This is a genomic window from Streptomyces sp. NPDC049585, assembly GCF_040675615.1.
GTDB lineage: Bacteria > Actinomycetota > Actinomycetes > Streptomycetales > Streptomycetaceae > Streptomyces > Streptomyces luteosporeus.
The window spans coordinates 34,831-49,569 of the sequence record NZ_JBFAPE010000032.1 but is presented as its reverse complement, the minus strand read 5'-3'; the positions used below and the strand labels follow the sequence as shown (position 1 = coordinate 49,569).

The window sequence follows — 14,739 nt, the reverse complement described above, 5'->3', positions numbered from 1 at the left end:
CGGCCGCCGCCCCGCCCGGCCTGCCTCCGTAGGCTCGTCACTGTGACCGAGAACGAGCATGAACAGTGCATGGCACGCCCACGCATGGCGGCAGGCGCCCTGTTCTTCGACGAACAAGGGCACGTGTTGCTGGTGCGCCCGTCGTACAAGCCGAAGTGGGAGATCCCGGGCGGGTACATCGAGACGGGAGAATCACCTCTGAATGCCTGCCGACGTGAAGTGCGGGAAGAACTCGGCATCTCGCCGTCGATCGGCCCCCTCCTTGTCGTCGACTGGGCGCCGAGCGACGCCGAAGGCGACAAGGTGCTGTACGTCTTCGACGGCGGTCGGCTCAACGCCGACGCAGTGGGTGCGATCGAACTCGCGTCGGATGAACTGCTGGCCGCCGCATTCCACCCCGTCGACGTGCTGGACGAGCTACTGATCCCCCGCCTCGCCCGCAGGGTCCGGCATGCTGTCAAGGCGAGAGCGGAGGGACATCCTCAGTACCTCGAACACGGCGAGCCCGTCTGAGACGGCTCACGCGAACGCCGGCCGCTCCGGGTCCAGCGTCGCCAGGCCCTCCGTGGGGGAGGAGGCCTCGGCGAAGTGGCGGCGGGGGATGCGGCCTGCGCGGTGGGCGAGGCGGCCGGCTTCCACTGCGTGGCGCATCGCCTCCGCCATCAGGACCGGTTCCTGGGCCCGGGTGACCGCCGAGGCGAGCATCACCGCGGCGCAGCCCAGTTCCATGGCCAGGGCCGCGTCGGAGGCGGTGCCGGCTCCGGCGTCGAGGATCACCGGGACCGTGGCGCGTTCGGTGATCAGCTGGAAGTTGTGGGGGTTGCGGATGCCCAGGCCGGAGCCGATGGGGGCGCCCAGGGGCATGATCGCGGCGCAGCCGACGTCCTCCAGTTTGCGGGCGAGGACGGGGTCGTCGTTGGTGTAGGGCAGCACGGTGAAGCCGTCGTCGACGAGGATCTCGGCGGCGTCCAGGAGTTCGATGGGGTCGGGCAGGAGGGTGCGCTCGTCGGCGATGACCTCCAGTTTGACCCAGTCGGTGCCCAGGGCCTCGCGGGCGAGGCGGGCGGTGAGGACGGCCTCGCCGGCGGTGAAGCAGCCGGCGGTGTTGGGCAGGACGCGGATGTCGTGCTTCTCCAGGACGGAGAGGACCGAGCCGCGGACGGTGGCGTCCAGGCGGCGCATCGCGACGGTGGTCAGTTCGGTGCCGGAGGCCAGGAGGGCGCGTTCGAGGACCTCCAGGCTGGGGGCGCCACCGGTGCCCATGATGAGGCGGGAGGTGAAGGTGGTGTCGGCGATGGTGAGCAGGTCGTCCGCCATGGGGGTCAGCCTCCCTGGACCGCGGTGAGGACCTCGACGCGGTCGCCCTCGCCGAGGGTGGTCTGCGGCCACTGGCCGCGCGGTACGACGGCCTCGTTGACGGCGGCGGCGACACCGCTGTGCGCCGCGGTGAGGGTGGCCACCAGGCCGTCGAGGGTGGTGCCGGCCGGGACGGCCCGGCGCTCGCCGTTGACGCTGATGACGTGGGTGGTCATGCGGGCTGCTCCTGGAGTGCGGGGGTGAAGCGGAGGGGGGAGAAGGGGCGGGCCTCCGCGGGCAGCCGTCCCTCGGTGAGGACCTCGGCCATGACGTCGCCGGTGACGGGGGTGAGCAGGACGCCGTTGCGGTGGTGACCGGTGGCGAGGTGCAGGCCGGGCAGGGCGGTGGGGCCGAGCAGCGGGGCGTTGTCGGGGGAGCCGGGGCGCAGCCCGGCGAGGGTCTCCACCAGGGGCAGCTCGGTGATGCCGGGCACCAGTTCGTGGGCGTCGCGCAGCAGTTCGTAGACGCCGCCGGCGGTGACGGTGGTGTCCCAGCCCTGTTCCTCGGTGGTGGCGCCGACGACGAGCTCGCCGTTCTCGCGCGGGACGAGGTAGACGTGCCCGCCGCGCACCACGGCCCGTACGGTGCGGGAGAGGAACGGCCGGTACGGGCCGGGTATGCGCAGCCGCAGCACCTGGCCCTTGACGGGCCGTACGGGGGGCAGGACCTCCTCGGGCAGGCCGGCGAGGCGGCCGCTGTGGCTGCCGGCGGCCAGCACCGTCCGTTCGGCGGCGACACGAGTGCCGTCGGCGAGCTCGGCGCCGGTGGCCCGGCCGCCGGCGAGCAGGGCCCGCACGGCGGGGGAGCGGTGGAAGGTCACCCCGGCCCGCTCGCAGGCGACGAGCAGGGCGCCGGCCAGGCGCCGGGGGTCGGTCTGGTGGTCGCCGTCGACCCGCAGGCCGCCCTGGACGGCGGGGGCGAGCATCGGTTCGAGCCGGCGGCACTCGCGCCCGGACAGCCACTGGGAGTCCAGGCCGCAGCGCTGCTGGAGGGCGTGCAGTTCCTTCAGGTGGGCCCGGTCGTCGGCGTCGAGCGCGACGGCGAGGGTGCCGCAGGCGCGGTAGCCGGTGTCGAGGCCGGTGGCCTCGTGCAGTTCCGCGGTGAAGGCCGGGTAGCGGCGGGCGGAGGCGAGGTTGAGGGCGAGCAGCGTCTCCTCGCCGTAGTGCAGTTCGGTGACGGCGGCGAGCATGCCGGCGGCCACGCGTGCCGCGCCGCCGCCGGGCTCCGGGTCGGCCACGACCGTGGTGAGGCCGCGCTGTGCGGCGCGCCAGGCCGTGACCAGGCCGATGATTCCGCCGCCGACGACCAGGACGTCGCAGGACGTGTCGGACGTGCCGTTCGCAGCGTGCATGGGCGTCCAGCCCCTCCCTTCGCCGGCATGACCCGGATCAGGTTCGTACGGTCGGAGGCCGTCCAGCCTCCCTCTCAGCCCGGTGCGCCGGGCTCCCGCGAGTGCTTGCAGCCTGCCACCCTAGTACGGGCCGCGGGCCACCCGGAAGGCAGCGGTGCGCCCGGCGGGGGTGACGCTGTGTCAGAGGTCTCGCCGGCGGATGCTCCGGCGCGCGCGGCCCGCGGGCCTAGAGTTGATCGGGTGAGCGAGCAGACGAACACCTCCGGTGACCGCCGCGTCGTCATCGTCGGAGCGGGCATGGCGGGCGTGCAGACCGCCGTGGCCCTGCGCGAACAGGGCTGGACCGGCAGCATCACGCTGCTGGGTGCCGAGCCCCACCCGCCCTACGACCGCCCCCCGCTGTCCAAGGCCGTGCTGCTGGGCACCGCCGAGGACTCCGCCTTCGCCGTGGACTTCGGCTCGCTCGGCATCGACGTGCGCCTGGGCACCGGGGCCACCGGGCTGCGCGCCGAGGAGCGCACGGTGCTCACCCCGGCGGGAGAGGTGCCCTACGACATCCTGGTCATCGCCACCGGCGCCGAGGCGGTGGCCCTGCCCGGCAGCGAGGACGTGCCGGGTGTGCACGTCCTGCGTACCTTCGACGACGCGGCCCTGCTGCGCCCGCTGCTGACCGAGCGGCGCCGCTTCGTCGCGGTGGGGGCGGGCTGGATCGGCGCGGAGTTCGCCACGGCCGCCCGCGAGGCGGGCTGCGAGGTGACGGTGGTGGAGGCCGCCGGCCAGGTGCTGCCGGGGGCGCTGCCGTCGGAGGTCGCGGCGCCCATGGCCGCCTGGTACGAGGAGAGCGGCGTGCGGCTGCTGACCGGTACGCCGGTGACGGCCGTGGAGGCCGGCGCGGTCGTCCTCGCCGACGGCACGCGGCTGCCCGCCGACGCGGTGGTCGTGGGCATCGGCGCCCGGCCGGCCACCGGCTGGCTGGCGGGCTCGGGCGTCGAGCTCGCCGAGGACCGCTCGGTGCGCGCCGACGACCGGCTGCGCACCTCGCTGCCCGGCGTGTACGCGGTCGGCGACTGCGCCTCCTTCCCCTCCGCCCGCTACGGCGAGCGGCTGATGGTGCACCACTGGGACAACGCCCTGCAGGGCCCGCGGACGGTGGCCGCGAACATCGTCCACGGCCCCGAGGAGAGCCCGGTCTACGACCCGGTGCCCTACTTCTGGTCCGAGCAGTTCGGGCGCTTCGTGCAGTACGCCGGGCACCGCGCGCCCGGTGACGAGCTGCTGTGGCGCGGCGACCCGCAGGGCGCGGCCTGGACGGTGTGCTGGCTGCGCGGGGACGTCCTGGTGGCCCTGCTGGCCGTGGGGCGGCCGCGCGACCTGGCCCAGGGGCGCAGGCTCGTCGAGCAGGGCGCCGCCCTGGACCGGGAGAAGGCGCGGGACGCCGCGGTGCCCCTGAAGGCGGCCGTGCTGACCCCTGCGGGACGGCCGGTGGAGTGACCTGCGGGCGACTTGTGGCCCCGGCTCGGGTCAACCCGGCTACCGGCTGTCAGTCCCGGATGGCAGGCTTGTCCCTGTGACCGAGATTGACACGAAGATCGATGCTCTCGTTCCTGCCTGGCTCAACCTCCCCGACATCGCCGAGAAGCTCGGTGTCGAGGTGACGCGCGTGCGGCAGCTGGTGAAGGAAGGCCAGCTGATCGCCGTCCGCCGGGGCGAGAACCGAGTGCTCATGGTGCCCGCCGCCTTCATCGGCGAGGGCAAGGTGGTCAAGGGCCTCGCCGGGACCTTGACGCTGCTGCGGGACGACGGCTTCAGCGACGAGGAGATGCTGGAGTGGCTCTTCACCCCCGACCCGACCCTGCCGGGCACCCCGGCCGACGCGCTGCGGGAGAATCGCGGCACGGAGGTCAAGCGCCGCGCCCAGGCGCTGGCCGTCTGAGCCGGCACCAGCAGTACGACCTGCATCACCAGAACCACTGAAACCGTCCGGTTGTACGGGCCCGGGGCAGCGCGCCCCGGGCCCGTACCGCCGCCGACCCGGGGGAGCCACCGCCCATGTCCGTCGCCGCAGCACGCGAGCGGCTCGCGAACGCCCGGCTGTACCTGTGCACGGACGCCCGCAAGCGCCAGGGCGACCTGCCGGAGTTCCTCGACGCCGTCCTCTCCTCGGGAGTGGACGCGATCCAGCTGCGCGACAAGGGCATGGAGGCCGGCGAGGAGCTCGAGCACCTCGCCCTCTTCGCCGAGGCGGCGCGCCGGCACGGCCGGCTGCTGGCCGTCAACGACCGCGCCGACGTCGCGCACGCGGCCGGCTCGGACATCCTGCACCTGGGCCAGGGCGACCTGCCGGTGCCCGCGGCCCGGGCGATCCTGGGGCCCGACGTGCTCATCGGCCGCTCCACGCACGCCGAGGCCGAGGTCGAGGCGGCCGTGGCCGAGCCCGGCGTGGACTACTTCTGCACCGGCCCCTGCTGGCCCACCCCGACCAAGCCCGGCCGCCATGCCCCGGGCCTGTCCCTGGTCCGCCACGCGGCGGCGCTGAAGCCCGAGCGGCCCTGGTTCGCCATCGGCGGCATCGACGCGGGCAACCTGGAGCAGGTGCTCGATGCCGGCGCCCGGCGGGTCGTCGTGGTACGGGCGATCACCGAGGCGGACGACCCGGGTGCGGCCACCGCCGACCTCGCCCGGCGCCTTCGCGCCTACGACCTGTGACCGTTTCCCGGTACGCCGTCTGTCCACGTACTGGGACGATTGACGGATCACCATCGGCGAATCGGACATAAAGCCGAACTCGGTTGGGGTCGGGTCGGAACGCGGGTTAACTTGCCGGTATGGCCCTTGGCACAGCGTCCACCAGGACGGACCACGCGCCCACCATCCGTGAGCTGCTCGCCTCGGGCGAGCGTTCGTACTCCTTCGAGTTCGCCGCGCCCCGCTCGGAAAAGGGCGAGCGGACGCTGTGGAACGCCATTCGGCGCATCGAAGCGGTGGCACCCACCTTCGTCTCCGTGACCTACGGCGCCGGCGGCTCCTCGCGCGAGGGCACCGTCCGGGCCACTGAGCGCATCGCCACCGACACCACCCTCACCCCCGTCGCCCACCTGACGGCCGTCAACCACTCGGTCGCCGAGCTGCGCAATGTCATCGGGCAGTACGCGGACGTGGGCATCCGCAACATGCTCGCCCTGCGCGGCGATCCGCCCGGCGACCCCATGGGCGAGTGGGTGCGCCACCCCCAGGGCGTGCGCTACGCCGCCGAGCTGGTGCGGCTGATCAAGGAGTCGGGCGACTTCTGCGTGGGCGTGGCCGCCTTCCCCGAGATGCACCCGCGCTCCACCGACTGGGAGACGGACGTCCGGCACTTCGTCACCAAATGCCGGGCAGGTGCCGATTTCGCCATCACGCAGATGTTCTTCCACGCCGAGGACTACCTCAGGCTGCGCGACCGGGTGGCCGCCGCCGGCTGCGACACCCCGATCATCCCGGAGATCATGCCGGTCACCAACGTCCGCCAGATCGAACGATTCGCACAGCTCAGCAACGCGACGTTCCCTTCCGACCTCGCCGAGCGGATCCTCGCGGTGCAAGGCGACGCGGTCGCTGTACGCTCGGTCGGGATCGAGTACGCGACCCGGTTGTGTGCCCGGTTGATGGCCGAGGAGATTCCCGGGTTGCACTTCATTACCCTGAACCACTCCACGGCGACGTTGGAAATCTACGAGAATCTGGGACTGCACCAGCGGTCCTGAAGGCCGGCCGGAAAGCGGCGGGCCGAACGAGAGGGGCGTTAATGGGCTGGACGGTCCTCTACATCGCGTTCGGTGTTGTCGCGCTCTGGCTGCTGGCCGAGGTGCTGCTGCAGTACAAGGCGCGCCTGCGCTGGCGGCTGCTCGCCTTCACCGGCTTCCTCGGCGTGGTCGCGGGCGTGGTCTTCCCGTCCGTGGCCGTCATCGTCGTGGGCGCCATCGCCTTCGCCGTCGGTCAGACCTTCGTCACGCTCTCCTTCCGCCGCGGCTTCACCATGGGCTGGGCCCTGCGCCGCGGGGACGCGCCCGACGCCCCGCCCCCCGCCGCGGCCCCGGCCCCCGGCGGCCGGGCGGCGGCACGCTCCGGGCGGCGCCGCAAGGGCGAGCGCCGCGGCGCATCCGCCCCCGCGCCGGCCCCGGCCCCGGCCCCCGACGTCACCCTCCCGGCCGGCGGCCCCGGCGCCCTGACCGCCGTCCAGGAGCCCCCGGCGGCCGAGGCCACCGCGCTGCTCGACCCGGTCCTGGACGCGGGCGTGCCCCAGCAGCCGACCGCCGAGCAGCCCCACCCGGCGGGCTACCCGGCACCCGGCCAGGGCGGCTACGACTACGGCCGGCAGCCGGCCGCGGAGACCCCCGCCCACGACGGCGTCCCCGCGGGCCAGTTCGACTACGGGCAGGGCCAGTACGCCTCGTACTCCGACCCCTACATCGGCAACCGCGCCCCGTCCTACGACCAGTACGACGCCTACGGCCAGCAGCAGCCGTACGGGCAGCAGGGCTACGCCTCCGGCGGCTACGGCCAGGGAGCCTACGGCGGCCAGCGCTACGACATGGACACCCCGCCCGGCGGCGTATGGGTGCCGCAGCAGCGTGACACCGACGCGGCCCCGCAGGCCGGCCAGCAGCCGCCCTACCCGCCGCAGCACCTGCCCGGACAGGGGCAGGGCCACGACGAACAGCCCTACCGCTACTGACCTCCTGGCCTACCGGCCGCAGGTCCTCACTGCGAGCCGCGGAAGCCGGCGCCCTCCACGATCAGCCCGGCCGCCAGGGCCCCCGACATCCCGGCGTGCGCGAGCCCGCCGCCGGGATGGGCGAACCCACCCACCCGGTACAACCCGGGCAGCGGTGTCGCCGTGCCCGGCCGCAGGAACGCGCCCTGTGCACCGGCCAGTACGGGCGCGGGCACCGCGCCGCCCGCGGCGCCCGTCTCGCGCTCGGTGTCCGCGGGGGTGCGCACCTCGTGCCACAGCACCCGCTCGCCCAGCCCCTCGACCACCGCTCCGGCGGCCTCGATCATCCGCTGCGCCCACGCGGCGGCGGTCGCCGCGTCCGTCCAGTCCACACCGCGGCCCTGCGGGGCCACCGTCGCGGTCAGCGTCACCGCTTCGTGGCCCTCGTCCGGGCGGGTGCCCGCGTCGTCGGGCCGCAGCACGGTCACCGTCGGCAGGTGGGCGGTCCCGCCGTGCGCGCCGAAGACGCCCTCCAGCTCCGCGGCCCGGTCCGGGGCGTGCACCACCGTGCGGTGCGCCGTACCCGGGGGCCGCGCGCCGCGCAGGGCCAGAAACACGCCGAACCGGCCGGCCGCCACCGGTCCCACCGGCTCGCCGGCACCCGGGGCGAGCGCCGCGAGCCGCTCGGGCGGGACGCCCGCGACGACCGCGTCCGCCTCGACGACCTCACCGCCGGCCAGGCGCACCCCGGCGGCCCTGCCGTCCTTCTCCACCACGTCCACGACCTCGGCGCCGAAGAAGAACTCCACGCGCCGCGCCCGGCACCGCTCGTACAGCGCCTCCGCCAGACCGTGCAGCCCGCCGCGCACGTACCAGGTGCCGAAGGTCTGCTCCATGTACGGCAGGACGGTCGCGCTCGCGGGCGCGGTGCGCGGATCCAGACCGTGGGCCAGCGCATGGCCCTCCAGCAGCGCCACCAGGCGCGGATCCTTCAACTCCCGCGCACCCACCTGCGCCAGCGTGGCCGGCGCAGCACGCCGCAGCAGCCCGCGCCGGCGCGGCGCCGGGTAGGGGTCCTGCCCCAGGGGCCCGACGCGCTCGGGCCGCAGCGGCTCCTCCAGCAACGGCCGGCGCGTGGCGTCCCACACCTCGCGCGCACGCACCATCAGCTCGCTCCAGCGCTCTCCCGCCCCGGCGCCGACGGCGGCGTCCAGCGCGGCCACGACACCGGCACGGGAGGCGTCGGGCAGGGCGAAGGAGGTGCCGTCGGCGAAGACGTGCCGGGCGGCCGGGTCGACCTGGACCATCTCCAGGCTCTGTTCCAGCGACTCCTTGCCCGTCTTGACGAACAGGTCGCGGTAGACGGCCGGCAGGTGCAGCAGCCCCGGCCCCGTGTCGAAGACGAACCCGTCCCGCGCCAGGCGCCCCAGACCGCCGCCGTACGTACCCGACCGCTCGTACACCGCCACCCGGTGACCCGCGACGGCGAGCCGGGCGGCGGCGGCCATCGCGCCCATCCCGGCGCCGATCACCACAATCCGTGCCATGCGCCGACTCTATCCGCAGGCAGGAGGCGTCTGAGTACCCGTACTCAGGCCCGCGGATGAGTATGTGCGCGGATGGGCCGGCCCCGCCCGGTGCGCGAGAGTGGAGCCCGCGGAAAGGGAAACCGCCGGGGCCGGCGCCCGCCGGCACGGGGCGGCGGAACGGCCCCGGCGGCCCTCGCCGCGACGGGGGGGAGAGACCAGGGGGGAACCACGGGGGGAACCGCGGGGGAGAGCCGTGGCGGTGCGGGCCGAGGGGGATCGGCCCGTACCGTCACGGCCGTGCGCCGCTGACGCGGCCCTGCAGCAGGCGCGAGAGCGCCGAGTGCACCTCGTCGATGGACCGCTCCGGCTGGAAGGACTGCCAGTCCAGCGCCGCCACCAGCACCATGCCGAACAACGCCGAGGCCGTCAGCGGGACGTCGAGCTCCTCGCTCAGCTCGCCGCCCGCGACCGCGTCCCGCAGCACCGACTCGATGACCGCGATCGCCTTGCGCCGCACATGCATCAGCGTCGACTGCCAGGCCCGGTTGGTGCGCCACAGCTCCGCCACGTACAGCTGCATCAGCGCCGGATAGCGGGTGATGAAGTCCAGGCCGGCGCGGATCATCGCGTCGAGCGCGTCCACGCGGCTGCCGCCGCGCTCGGCCGTGTCGTCGGCGGCGGCCTGCAGGGAGTCGGTCAGCAGCTCGATGCCGTGCCGCAGCAGCTCCTCGAAGAGGACGGTCTTGCTGGCGAAGTTGTAGTAGACCGTGCCCTTGGCCACGCCGGCGCGCTCGGCGATCTCGTCCACCGTGGTGGAGGAGAAGCCCTGTTCCGCGATGAGGGTGACCGCTGCCTCGAAGAGCCGGCGCCGGGTGTTCTGCCGGCGCGTACCGCTGCTGTCCATGCCGGTGATTCTCCCCGTACCGACCGCCTGCGCGCTCACAGACTCAGCTCCGGGTGCAACCGGTCCACGGACCAGACCTGTTTGCCGCGCGCCGCCCACGCCGTCAGCGCCAGCGCACCGGCGGTGAACGCCGCCAGGACGCCGCACGCCTGCCACACCGGCGCCGACGGGCCGCCGGTGATCAGGTGCCGCAGCGCGTCGACGACGTAACTCATCGGCAGGAAGGGATGCAGGGCGTTGAAGAAGCCGGGGCTGGTCTGCACCGGGTAGGTGCCGCCCGCCGAGGTCAGCTGCAGCATGAGCAGGGCCAGGACGAGGATGCGCCCGGCCGGCCCGAAGCGGGCGCCCAGCCACTGCACGATCGCCGCGAAGCAGGCCGCCACCAGCACGAGGAAGCCCGCCGTGCCGGCCGCGTCGGCCATCTGCAGGCCCACCGCCCAGTGCAGGACGGCCAGCAGGGCGCCGGCCTGCAGGGCGCCGACGGCCACGACCGGCAGCCAGCCGGCGAGCGCGATCCGCCAGCCGGGCGCCCCGGCGGCCAGCGCGCGCCGGTTGAGCGGCGGGATGAGCATGTAGGCGACCATCGCACCGACCCACAGGGACAGCGGGATGAAGTACGGGGCGAACCCGGTGCCGTAGTTGGGGGCCTTGTGCAGGGCCTGGGAGGCCAGCCGGACCGGGTCGGCCATCACGTCGGTGCGTGCGTCGCGGTCCTTCGGCCCGTAGTCGGGGATCTTCGCGGCGCCGTCGTGCAGTCCGCCCGCCAGTTTGGCCGAGCCGTCCGAGAGCTTGACCATGCCGCCTTCGAGCGTGTCCGCGCCGTCGCGCAGCTTGCCGATGCCGCCGTCGAGGCGGGCCGCGCCGTCCTTGGCGTCGCCCAGCCCGCTGTGCAGGCGGCCGGCGCCCTGGTGGATGCGGCCGGCCCCGTCGGCCAGGCGCTGGGCGCCGTCGTTGAGGGCGTTGACCTTGGCGACGGCGCTGTCGATGTCCTGTCCCAGGCGCGGGGCCTCGTCGGCCAGGCGCCCGGCGTAGGTGCGCAGGGTCTCCAGCTTGCCGGCAAGCGTGCCCAGTTCGCCGTTCTTGTTCTGCACGAGGGTGTGCAGGCGTTCGGCCGCGTCCGCCGACCGGCGGGCGGCCGTCACGGCCTTCTGCAGGACGGGGCAGTAGTCGGCCGGGGCACCGCGGGCCGGGGCGCTCGTGCAGCTCTTGTCGTACGCGGCGGACAGGGCGTCCGCGCTGTCCGCGGCGGCCCGGGCCAGGGCGGCCGCCGTGGCGGGGGAGGGCAGGTCGGACAGGTGCTCGCGCAGGGTGCCGGCGGCGGTGGCCACCAGGCGGGCGGTCCGCCCGATCTCCTCGGCGTTGTCCTTGACGAACGCGCCGCCCTCGCGGGCCGCGCGATTGACCTTGTCGGCGAGCTGCTGGGTGCCGGCGGCCACCTTCTCGGCGCCCGTGGCGAGTTCGCCGGAGGCGGTGTCCAGGGTGCCGGCGCCGTCCTGCAGTTTGCCCACGCCGTTCTGGAGGCTGCCGCTGCCGCGGCGGGCCTCGGTCAGGCCGTCCTTCAGGTCGCCGGCGCCCTTGCCGGCCTTGTCGATGCCTTCCCCCAGCTGGTCGGCGCCCTGCGCCGCCTGGACGGTCTTGCCGTGAATGCCGGAGAAGGAGACGAAGATCTTGTCGTAGAAGGAGCGCGAGGTCTTGCGGGAGGCTGCCGCGCGGACCTCGGAGAAGACGGAGCGCGATATCTGTCCGACGATGTAGTTGTTGGCGTCGTTGGTGCGCACCTGCAGGGCGCCGGTGACGGGCCGGTCGCCGGAGCTGGAGGCGAGCCGCTCGCTGAAACCGGCCGGAATGGTCAGCGAGAGGTAGTACCGGCCCTTGTCCAGCCCGTCGCGGGCCCGCGCGGCATCCGTCTCGTGCCACTGGAACGTCCGGCTCTCGCGCAGCCCTTGGACGATGCTGTCGCCCGCCGCGAGGCGCTTGCCGTCCACGGTGGCGCCGCGGTCCTCGTTGACGAGCGCGACGGGCACCTTGTCCAGCCGGCCGTAGGGGTCCCAGAACGACCACAGGTACAGGGCGCCGTAGAGCAGGGGCAGCAGCAGGAGCGCCACCAGCGCGGCCCGCGGCAGCCGGCCCCGGCCGAATCGTTTCAGCTCAAGGGCGGCCAGCTTCGGCGAGCGCATCCGCCTCTCCCTTCGTGGTGGAGGTCGTGGCGGTGGCGGTGGTGGCGATCGTGGAGTCGACATCGCTGTTGCCGGCATCGGTGCTGCCGGCATCGGTGCGCACCACGACGGCGCCCTCGGGCGCCTCGGAGCACACGGCGAGCACCGTCACGTCGCCCCGCGCGGCGAGCGAGCGCAGCAGCGCCCAGACGGCCTGCCGTTCGGCAGGGGAGAGCTTGAGGTCGGTGTCGTCCACGGCGAGCAGCCGCGGTCCGCCCAGCAGCGCCACGGCGAGCGAGAGCCGCAGCGCCTGGAGCCGGCCCAGGTCGCGCACGACGGTCCGGGCGCCCTTGGGCAGGGCCTCGACGTCCAGCCCGACCGCGGCCAGGGCGGCCTCCCTGCGGGCCGCCGCGGCCGCGGCGCGCCCGGCGCGCGGCCGCAGCAGGCCGCGCAGGGAGCCGAAGCGCTGCTGCAGCAGGGCGCCCTCCCGCAGGTGCTCGGCCACGGTGAGCGAGGCGTCGAGCTCGGCGACGCCGGGCACGTGGGCGAGCGCGCTCACCCGCCGCACGGCCGCCATCCGGCGCGGCAGCGGCAGCCCCGCGACCTCGGCGTGTCCGGCGCTGGGGCGCATACGTCCGGTGAGGGTGAGCAGAAGACAGGTGCGGCCCGAGCCCGAGGGGCCGGCGACCGCGACGAGCGAGCCCGGTGGCGCGCTGATGTCCACGGACCGGAAGACCCAGCCGCGCGGGCCCTTGACGCCCAGGCCGCGGGCCGCGATCGCGGCTGCGGTGCCCATGGTTCCGTCCGGTGCGGTGCTGCTGCTCATGTGCCCTCCGATACGCTCGGCGAACTTTTGACTGACCAGTCAGTGCAAAAAGTATGGCGGACGCGGCGCGCGGGCCTCAACCCGGGGTCGCCTCCGGGGAGTTCGCGCAGGTGGGAGCCGGTCGGCGGCGGCCGGACGGCAGCCCCAGTAGGCTGGCCCCGATCACCGCACGGTCGATCAGCGCACCGCCGTCACCGCCGAGGAGTCATCCGCCGTGTCCGACCCCCTGCGCCCCCGGGCATCCCTGCGTACCGCCGTGGTCTGGGACGTCCTGCGCGACGCCCTCGGCCGCCGGGTCGAGGCCACCGGCCGGCAGGCCCTGGAGGTCCTCGACACCGGTGGCGGCTCGGGGAAGTTCGCGGTCCCGCTCGCCCGGCTCGGCCACCGCGTCACCGTCGTCGACCCCAGCCCCAACGCCCTGTTCGCGCTGGAGCGCCGGGCCGCCGAGGCCGGCGTCGCCGACCTCGTGCGCGGCGTCCAGGGCGACGCCCACGGCCTGTTCGACGTCGTCGAGCGCGACGGCTTCGACGTCGTGCTGTGCCACGGCGTCCTGGAGTACGTCGAGGACCCGGCCGAGTCCGTGCGCAACGCCGTCGCCGCCCTGCGGCCCTCCGGCACCCTGAGCCTGCTCGCCGCCGGTCTCGGCGGCGCCGTCCTCGCCCGCGCCCTCGCCGGGCACTTCACCGAGGCACGGACGGCCCTCGCCGACCCCGCCGGCCTGTGGGGCGCCGGCGACCCGCTCACCCACCGCTTCACCGCCGAACAGCTCTCGGCCCATGTCACCGACGCGGGGCTGGAGGTCTCCGCGGTGCACGGCGTGCGGGTCTTCGCCGACCTCGTGCCGGGCGTGCTCGTCGACGCCGAGCCGGGCGCGATGGACGCCCTGCTGCAGCTGGAGGCCGCCGCGGCCGAGCTGCCGGCCTTCCACTCGGTGGCCACGCAGCTGCACGTCCTGGCGGAACGCGGCTAGGGCATATCCGGCGAACCTTCGCCCCGTAAGGGGCGCGGGGAACTGCGCGACAAGCCACGACGCACCCGCAGATGACATGCCAGCCGCAGATCGGCACTGCCCTGCGCCCTGAGGGGCACCGCACGATCCGTCGGACAGGCCCTGTTTCCGGCCGCCTCCCGCGGGCGGTGCACGGCCCGCCCGATCAGGGCGTCCGCCCCGTATGATCGAGGGACACCGTCCGGCATGGCGGGTCGGCGGGCAGGGAATGTACGTCCCGACGGCATCGTTCGCACACCGGGTCCGGTGGCCGAATTGGCGCACAGGGGCGGGTTTCACGGGGGCGATTCCCTGCCTATCCTGAAAGGGTCGCACCCCGGTCGCCCCCCGCGACCGACGAGTAGGAGGACTCCGTGCCGCTCTCGGAGCACGAGCAGCGCATGCTCGAGCAGATGGAGCGAGCGCTGTACGCCGAAGATCCCAAGTTCGCGACAGCGCTCGAGGGCAGCGGCCTGCGTACGTACACCCGGCGACGGGTCTACCAGGCGGTCGCGGGTTTTCTGGTGGGCATCGCGCTCCTCATGGCCGGAATGGTCGCCCAGCGCATCTGGATCAGCGTCGTCGGCTTCCTCGTCATGCTCGGCTGCGCGGTGCTGGCGGTCACGGGCTGGCGCAAGGCGCCGCGCCCCGGCGCGGCTCCCCAGCGGGGCGGCGGCCTCCACATGCCGCGCCGGCGCGGCATGATGGACCGCATCGAACAGCGCTGGCAGCGCCGGCGCGATGAGCAGGGCCACTGATACTTCTGCGCTCGCGGGGCCGGGACGACATCGTCGTCGCCGGCCCCGCGGCGTACGAGCACCCTCCAAGGGGTGCGGAGCGGCGTCGGTCTGCGGCTGCCGCCGCGCGGGCGCGACCGGCCACCGACGGCCCACGGTCGACGTGCCGGCACGGGACCCTGCGGGCGCGTCGTGGCTT

15 protein-coding genes and 1 riboswitch are annotated in these 14,739 nt (G+C 74.5%); of the genes, 8 read left to right on the top strand and 7 right to left on the bottom strand.

All coding sequences use genetic code 11. From position 1 onward, the window contains the following. Positions 1-42 precede the first annotated feature (42 nt). A complete protein-coding gene (locus tag AB0K17_RS25605) occupies positions 43-513 on the top strand; it encodes an NUDIX hydrolase (protein WP_365984363.1) in 471 nt (156 codons plus the stop codon). Between the two features lie 6 nt (positions 514-519). On the opposite strand, the gene AB0K17_RS25600 is transcribed toward AB0K17_RS25605, so the two are convergent. From AB0K17_RS25600 to thiO, 3 genes are all read right to left on the bottom strand, one after another. Then, entirely contained in the window at positions 520-1,317 is a 798-nt protein-coding gene (locus AB0K17_RS25600) for a thiazole synthase (RefSeq protein ID WP_344439313.1), read from the bottom strand. Between the two features lie 5 nt (positions 1,318-1,322). After that, positions 1,323-1,532, bottom strand: coding sequence for a sulfur carrier protein ThiS (thiS, locus tag AB0K17_RS25595; protein WP_365968281.1), 210 nt, complete (start codon positions 1,530-1,532; stop codon positions 1,323-1,325). Next, positions 1,529-2,707 (bottom strand): glycine oxidase ThiO, encoded by a 1,179-nt coding sequence (gene thiO, locus AB0K17_RS25590; protein ID WP_365968282.1) that lies wholly within the window; start codon positions 2,705-2,707, stop codon positions 1,529-1,531. Before thiO ends, thiS begins: the two co-directional genes overlap by 4 nt. Then, a riboswitch (TPP riboswitch) is annotated at positions 2,705-2,816 on the bottom strand. (Overlaps the previous gene by 3 nt.) Before the next feature lie 188 nt (positions 2,817-3,004). Here thiO and AB0K17_RS25585 point away from each other — a divergent pair. From AB0K17_RS25585 to AB0K17_RS25565, 5 genes are all read left to right on the top strand, one after another. After that, the gene (locus AB0K17_RS25585; protein WP_365984373.1) at positions 3,005-4,198 is read left to right on the top strand and encodes an FAD-dependent oxidoreductase; all 1,194 of its coding nucleotides are present in this window, start codon (positions 3,005-3,007) and stop codon (positions 4,196-4,198) included. A 76-nt stretch (positions 4,199-4,274) separates the two neighbouring features. After that, entirely contained in the window at positions 4,275-4,640 is a 366-nt protein-coding gene (locus AB0K17_RS25580) for an Rv2175c family DNA-binding protein (protein ID WP_344439307.1), read from the top strand. 116 nt (positions 4,641-4,756) lie between these two features. Beyond that, entirely contained in the window at positions 4,757-5,413 is a 657-nt protein-coding gene (gene thiE / locus AB0K17_RS25575; RefSeq protein WP_365984362.1) for a thiamine phosphate synthase, read from the top strand. 119 nt (positions 5,414-5,532) lie between these two features. After that, the gene (gene metF / locus AB0K17_RS25570) at positions 5,533-6,450 is read left to right on the top strand and encodes a methylenetetrahydrofolate reductase [NAD(P)H] (protein WP_365984361.1); all 918 of its coding nucleotides are present in this window, start codon (positions 5,533-5,535) and stop codon (positions 6,448-6,450) included. Positions 6,451-6,491: 41 nt separating this feature from the next. Next, positions 6,492-7,421: a hypothetical protein gene (locus AB0K17_RS25565; RefSeq protein WP_365984360.1), complete on the top strand. Its 930-nt coding sequence runs from the start codon at positions 6,492-6,494 to the stop codon at positions 7,419-7,421. A 26-nt stretch (positions 7,422-7,447) separates the two neighbouring features. Here AB0K17_RS25565 and AB0K17_RS25560 read toward each other — a convergent pair whose 3' ends face one another. The 4 genes from AB0K17_RS25560 to AB0K17_RS25545 form a co-directional block, all read right to left on the bottom strand. Beyond that, entirely contained in the window at positions 7,448-8,947 is a 1,500-nt protein-coding gene (locus AB0K17_RS25560) for an NAD(P)/FAD-dependent oxidoreductase (RefSeq protein WP_365984359.1), read from the bottom strand. A gap of 271 nt (positions 8,948-9,218) precedes the next feature. Then, positions 9,219-9,833, bottom strand: a complete 615-nt coding sequence (locus tag AB0K17_RS25555; RefSeq protein WP_365984358.1) for a TetR/AcrR family transcriptional regulator — start codon at positions 9,831-9,833, stop codon at positions 9,219-9,221. A gap of 35 nt (positions 9,834-9,868) precedes the next feature. Continuing rightward, positions 9,869-12,010, bottom strand: coding sequence for a YhgE/Pip domain-containing protein (locus AB0K17_RS25550; RefSeq protein WP_365984357.1), 2,142 nt, complete (start codon positions 12,008-12,010; stop codon positions 9,869-9,871). Beyond that, a complete protein-coding gene (locus AB0K17_RS25545; protein WP_365984356.1) occupies positions 11,982-12,815 on the bottom strand; it encodes an ATP-binding cassette domain-containing protein in 834 nt (277 codons plus the stop codon). Before AB0K17_RS25545 ends, AB0K17_RS25550 begins: the two co-directional genes overlap by 29 nt. Positions 12,816-13,029: 214 nt before the next feature. Here AB0K17_RS25545 and AB0K17_RS25540 point away from each other — a divergent pair, with 214 nt between their 5' ends. Together AB0K17_RS25540 and AB0K17_RS25535 are read left to right on the top strand one after the other, a co-directional pair. Continuing rightward, positions 13,030-13,785: a methyltransferase domain-containing protein gene (locus AB0K17_RS25540; RefSeq protein WP_365968290.1), complete on the top strand. Its 756-nt coding sequence runs from the start codon at positions 13,030-13,032 to the stop codon at positions 13,783-13,785. A gap of 392 nt (positions 13,786-14,177) precedes the next feature. Further along, positions 14,178-14,561, top strand: coding sequence for a DUF3040 domain-containing protein (locus AB0K17_RS25535; protein WP_365968291.1), 384 nt, complete (start codon positions 14,178-14,180; stop codon positions 14,559-14,561). Positions 14,562-14,739: the final 178 nt, after the last annotated feature.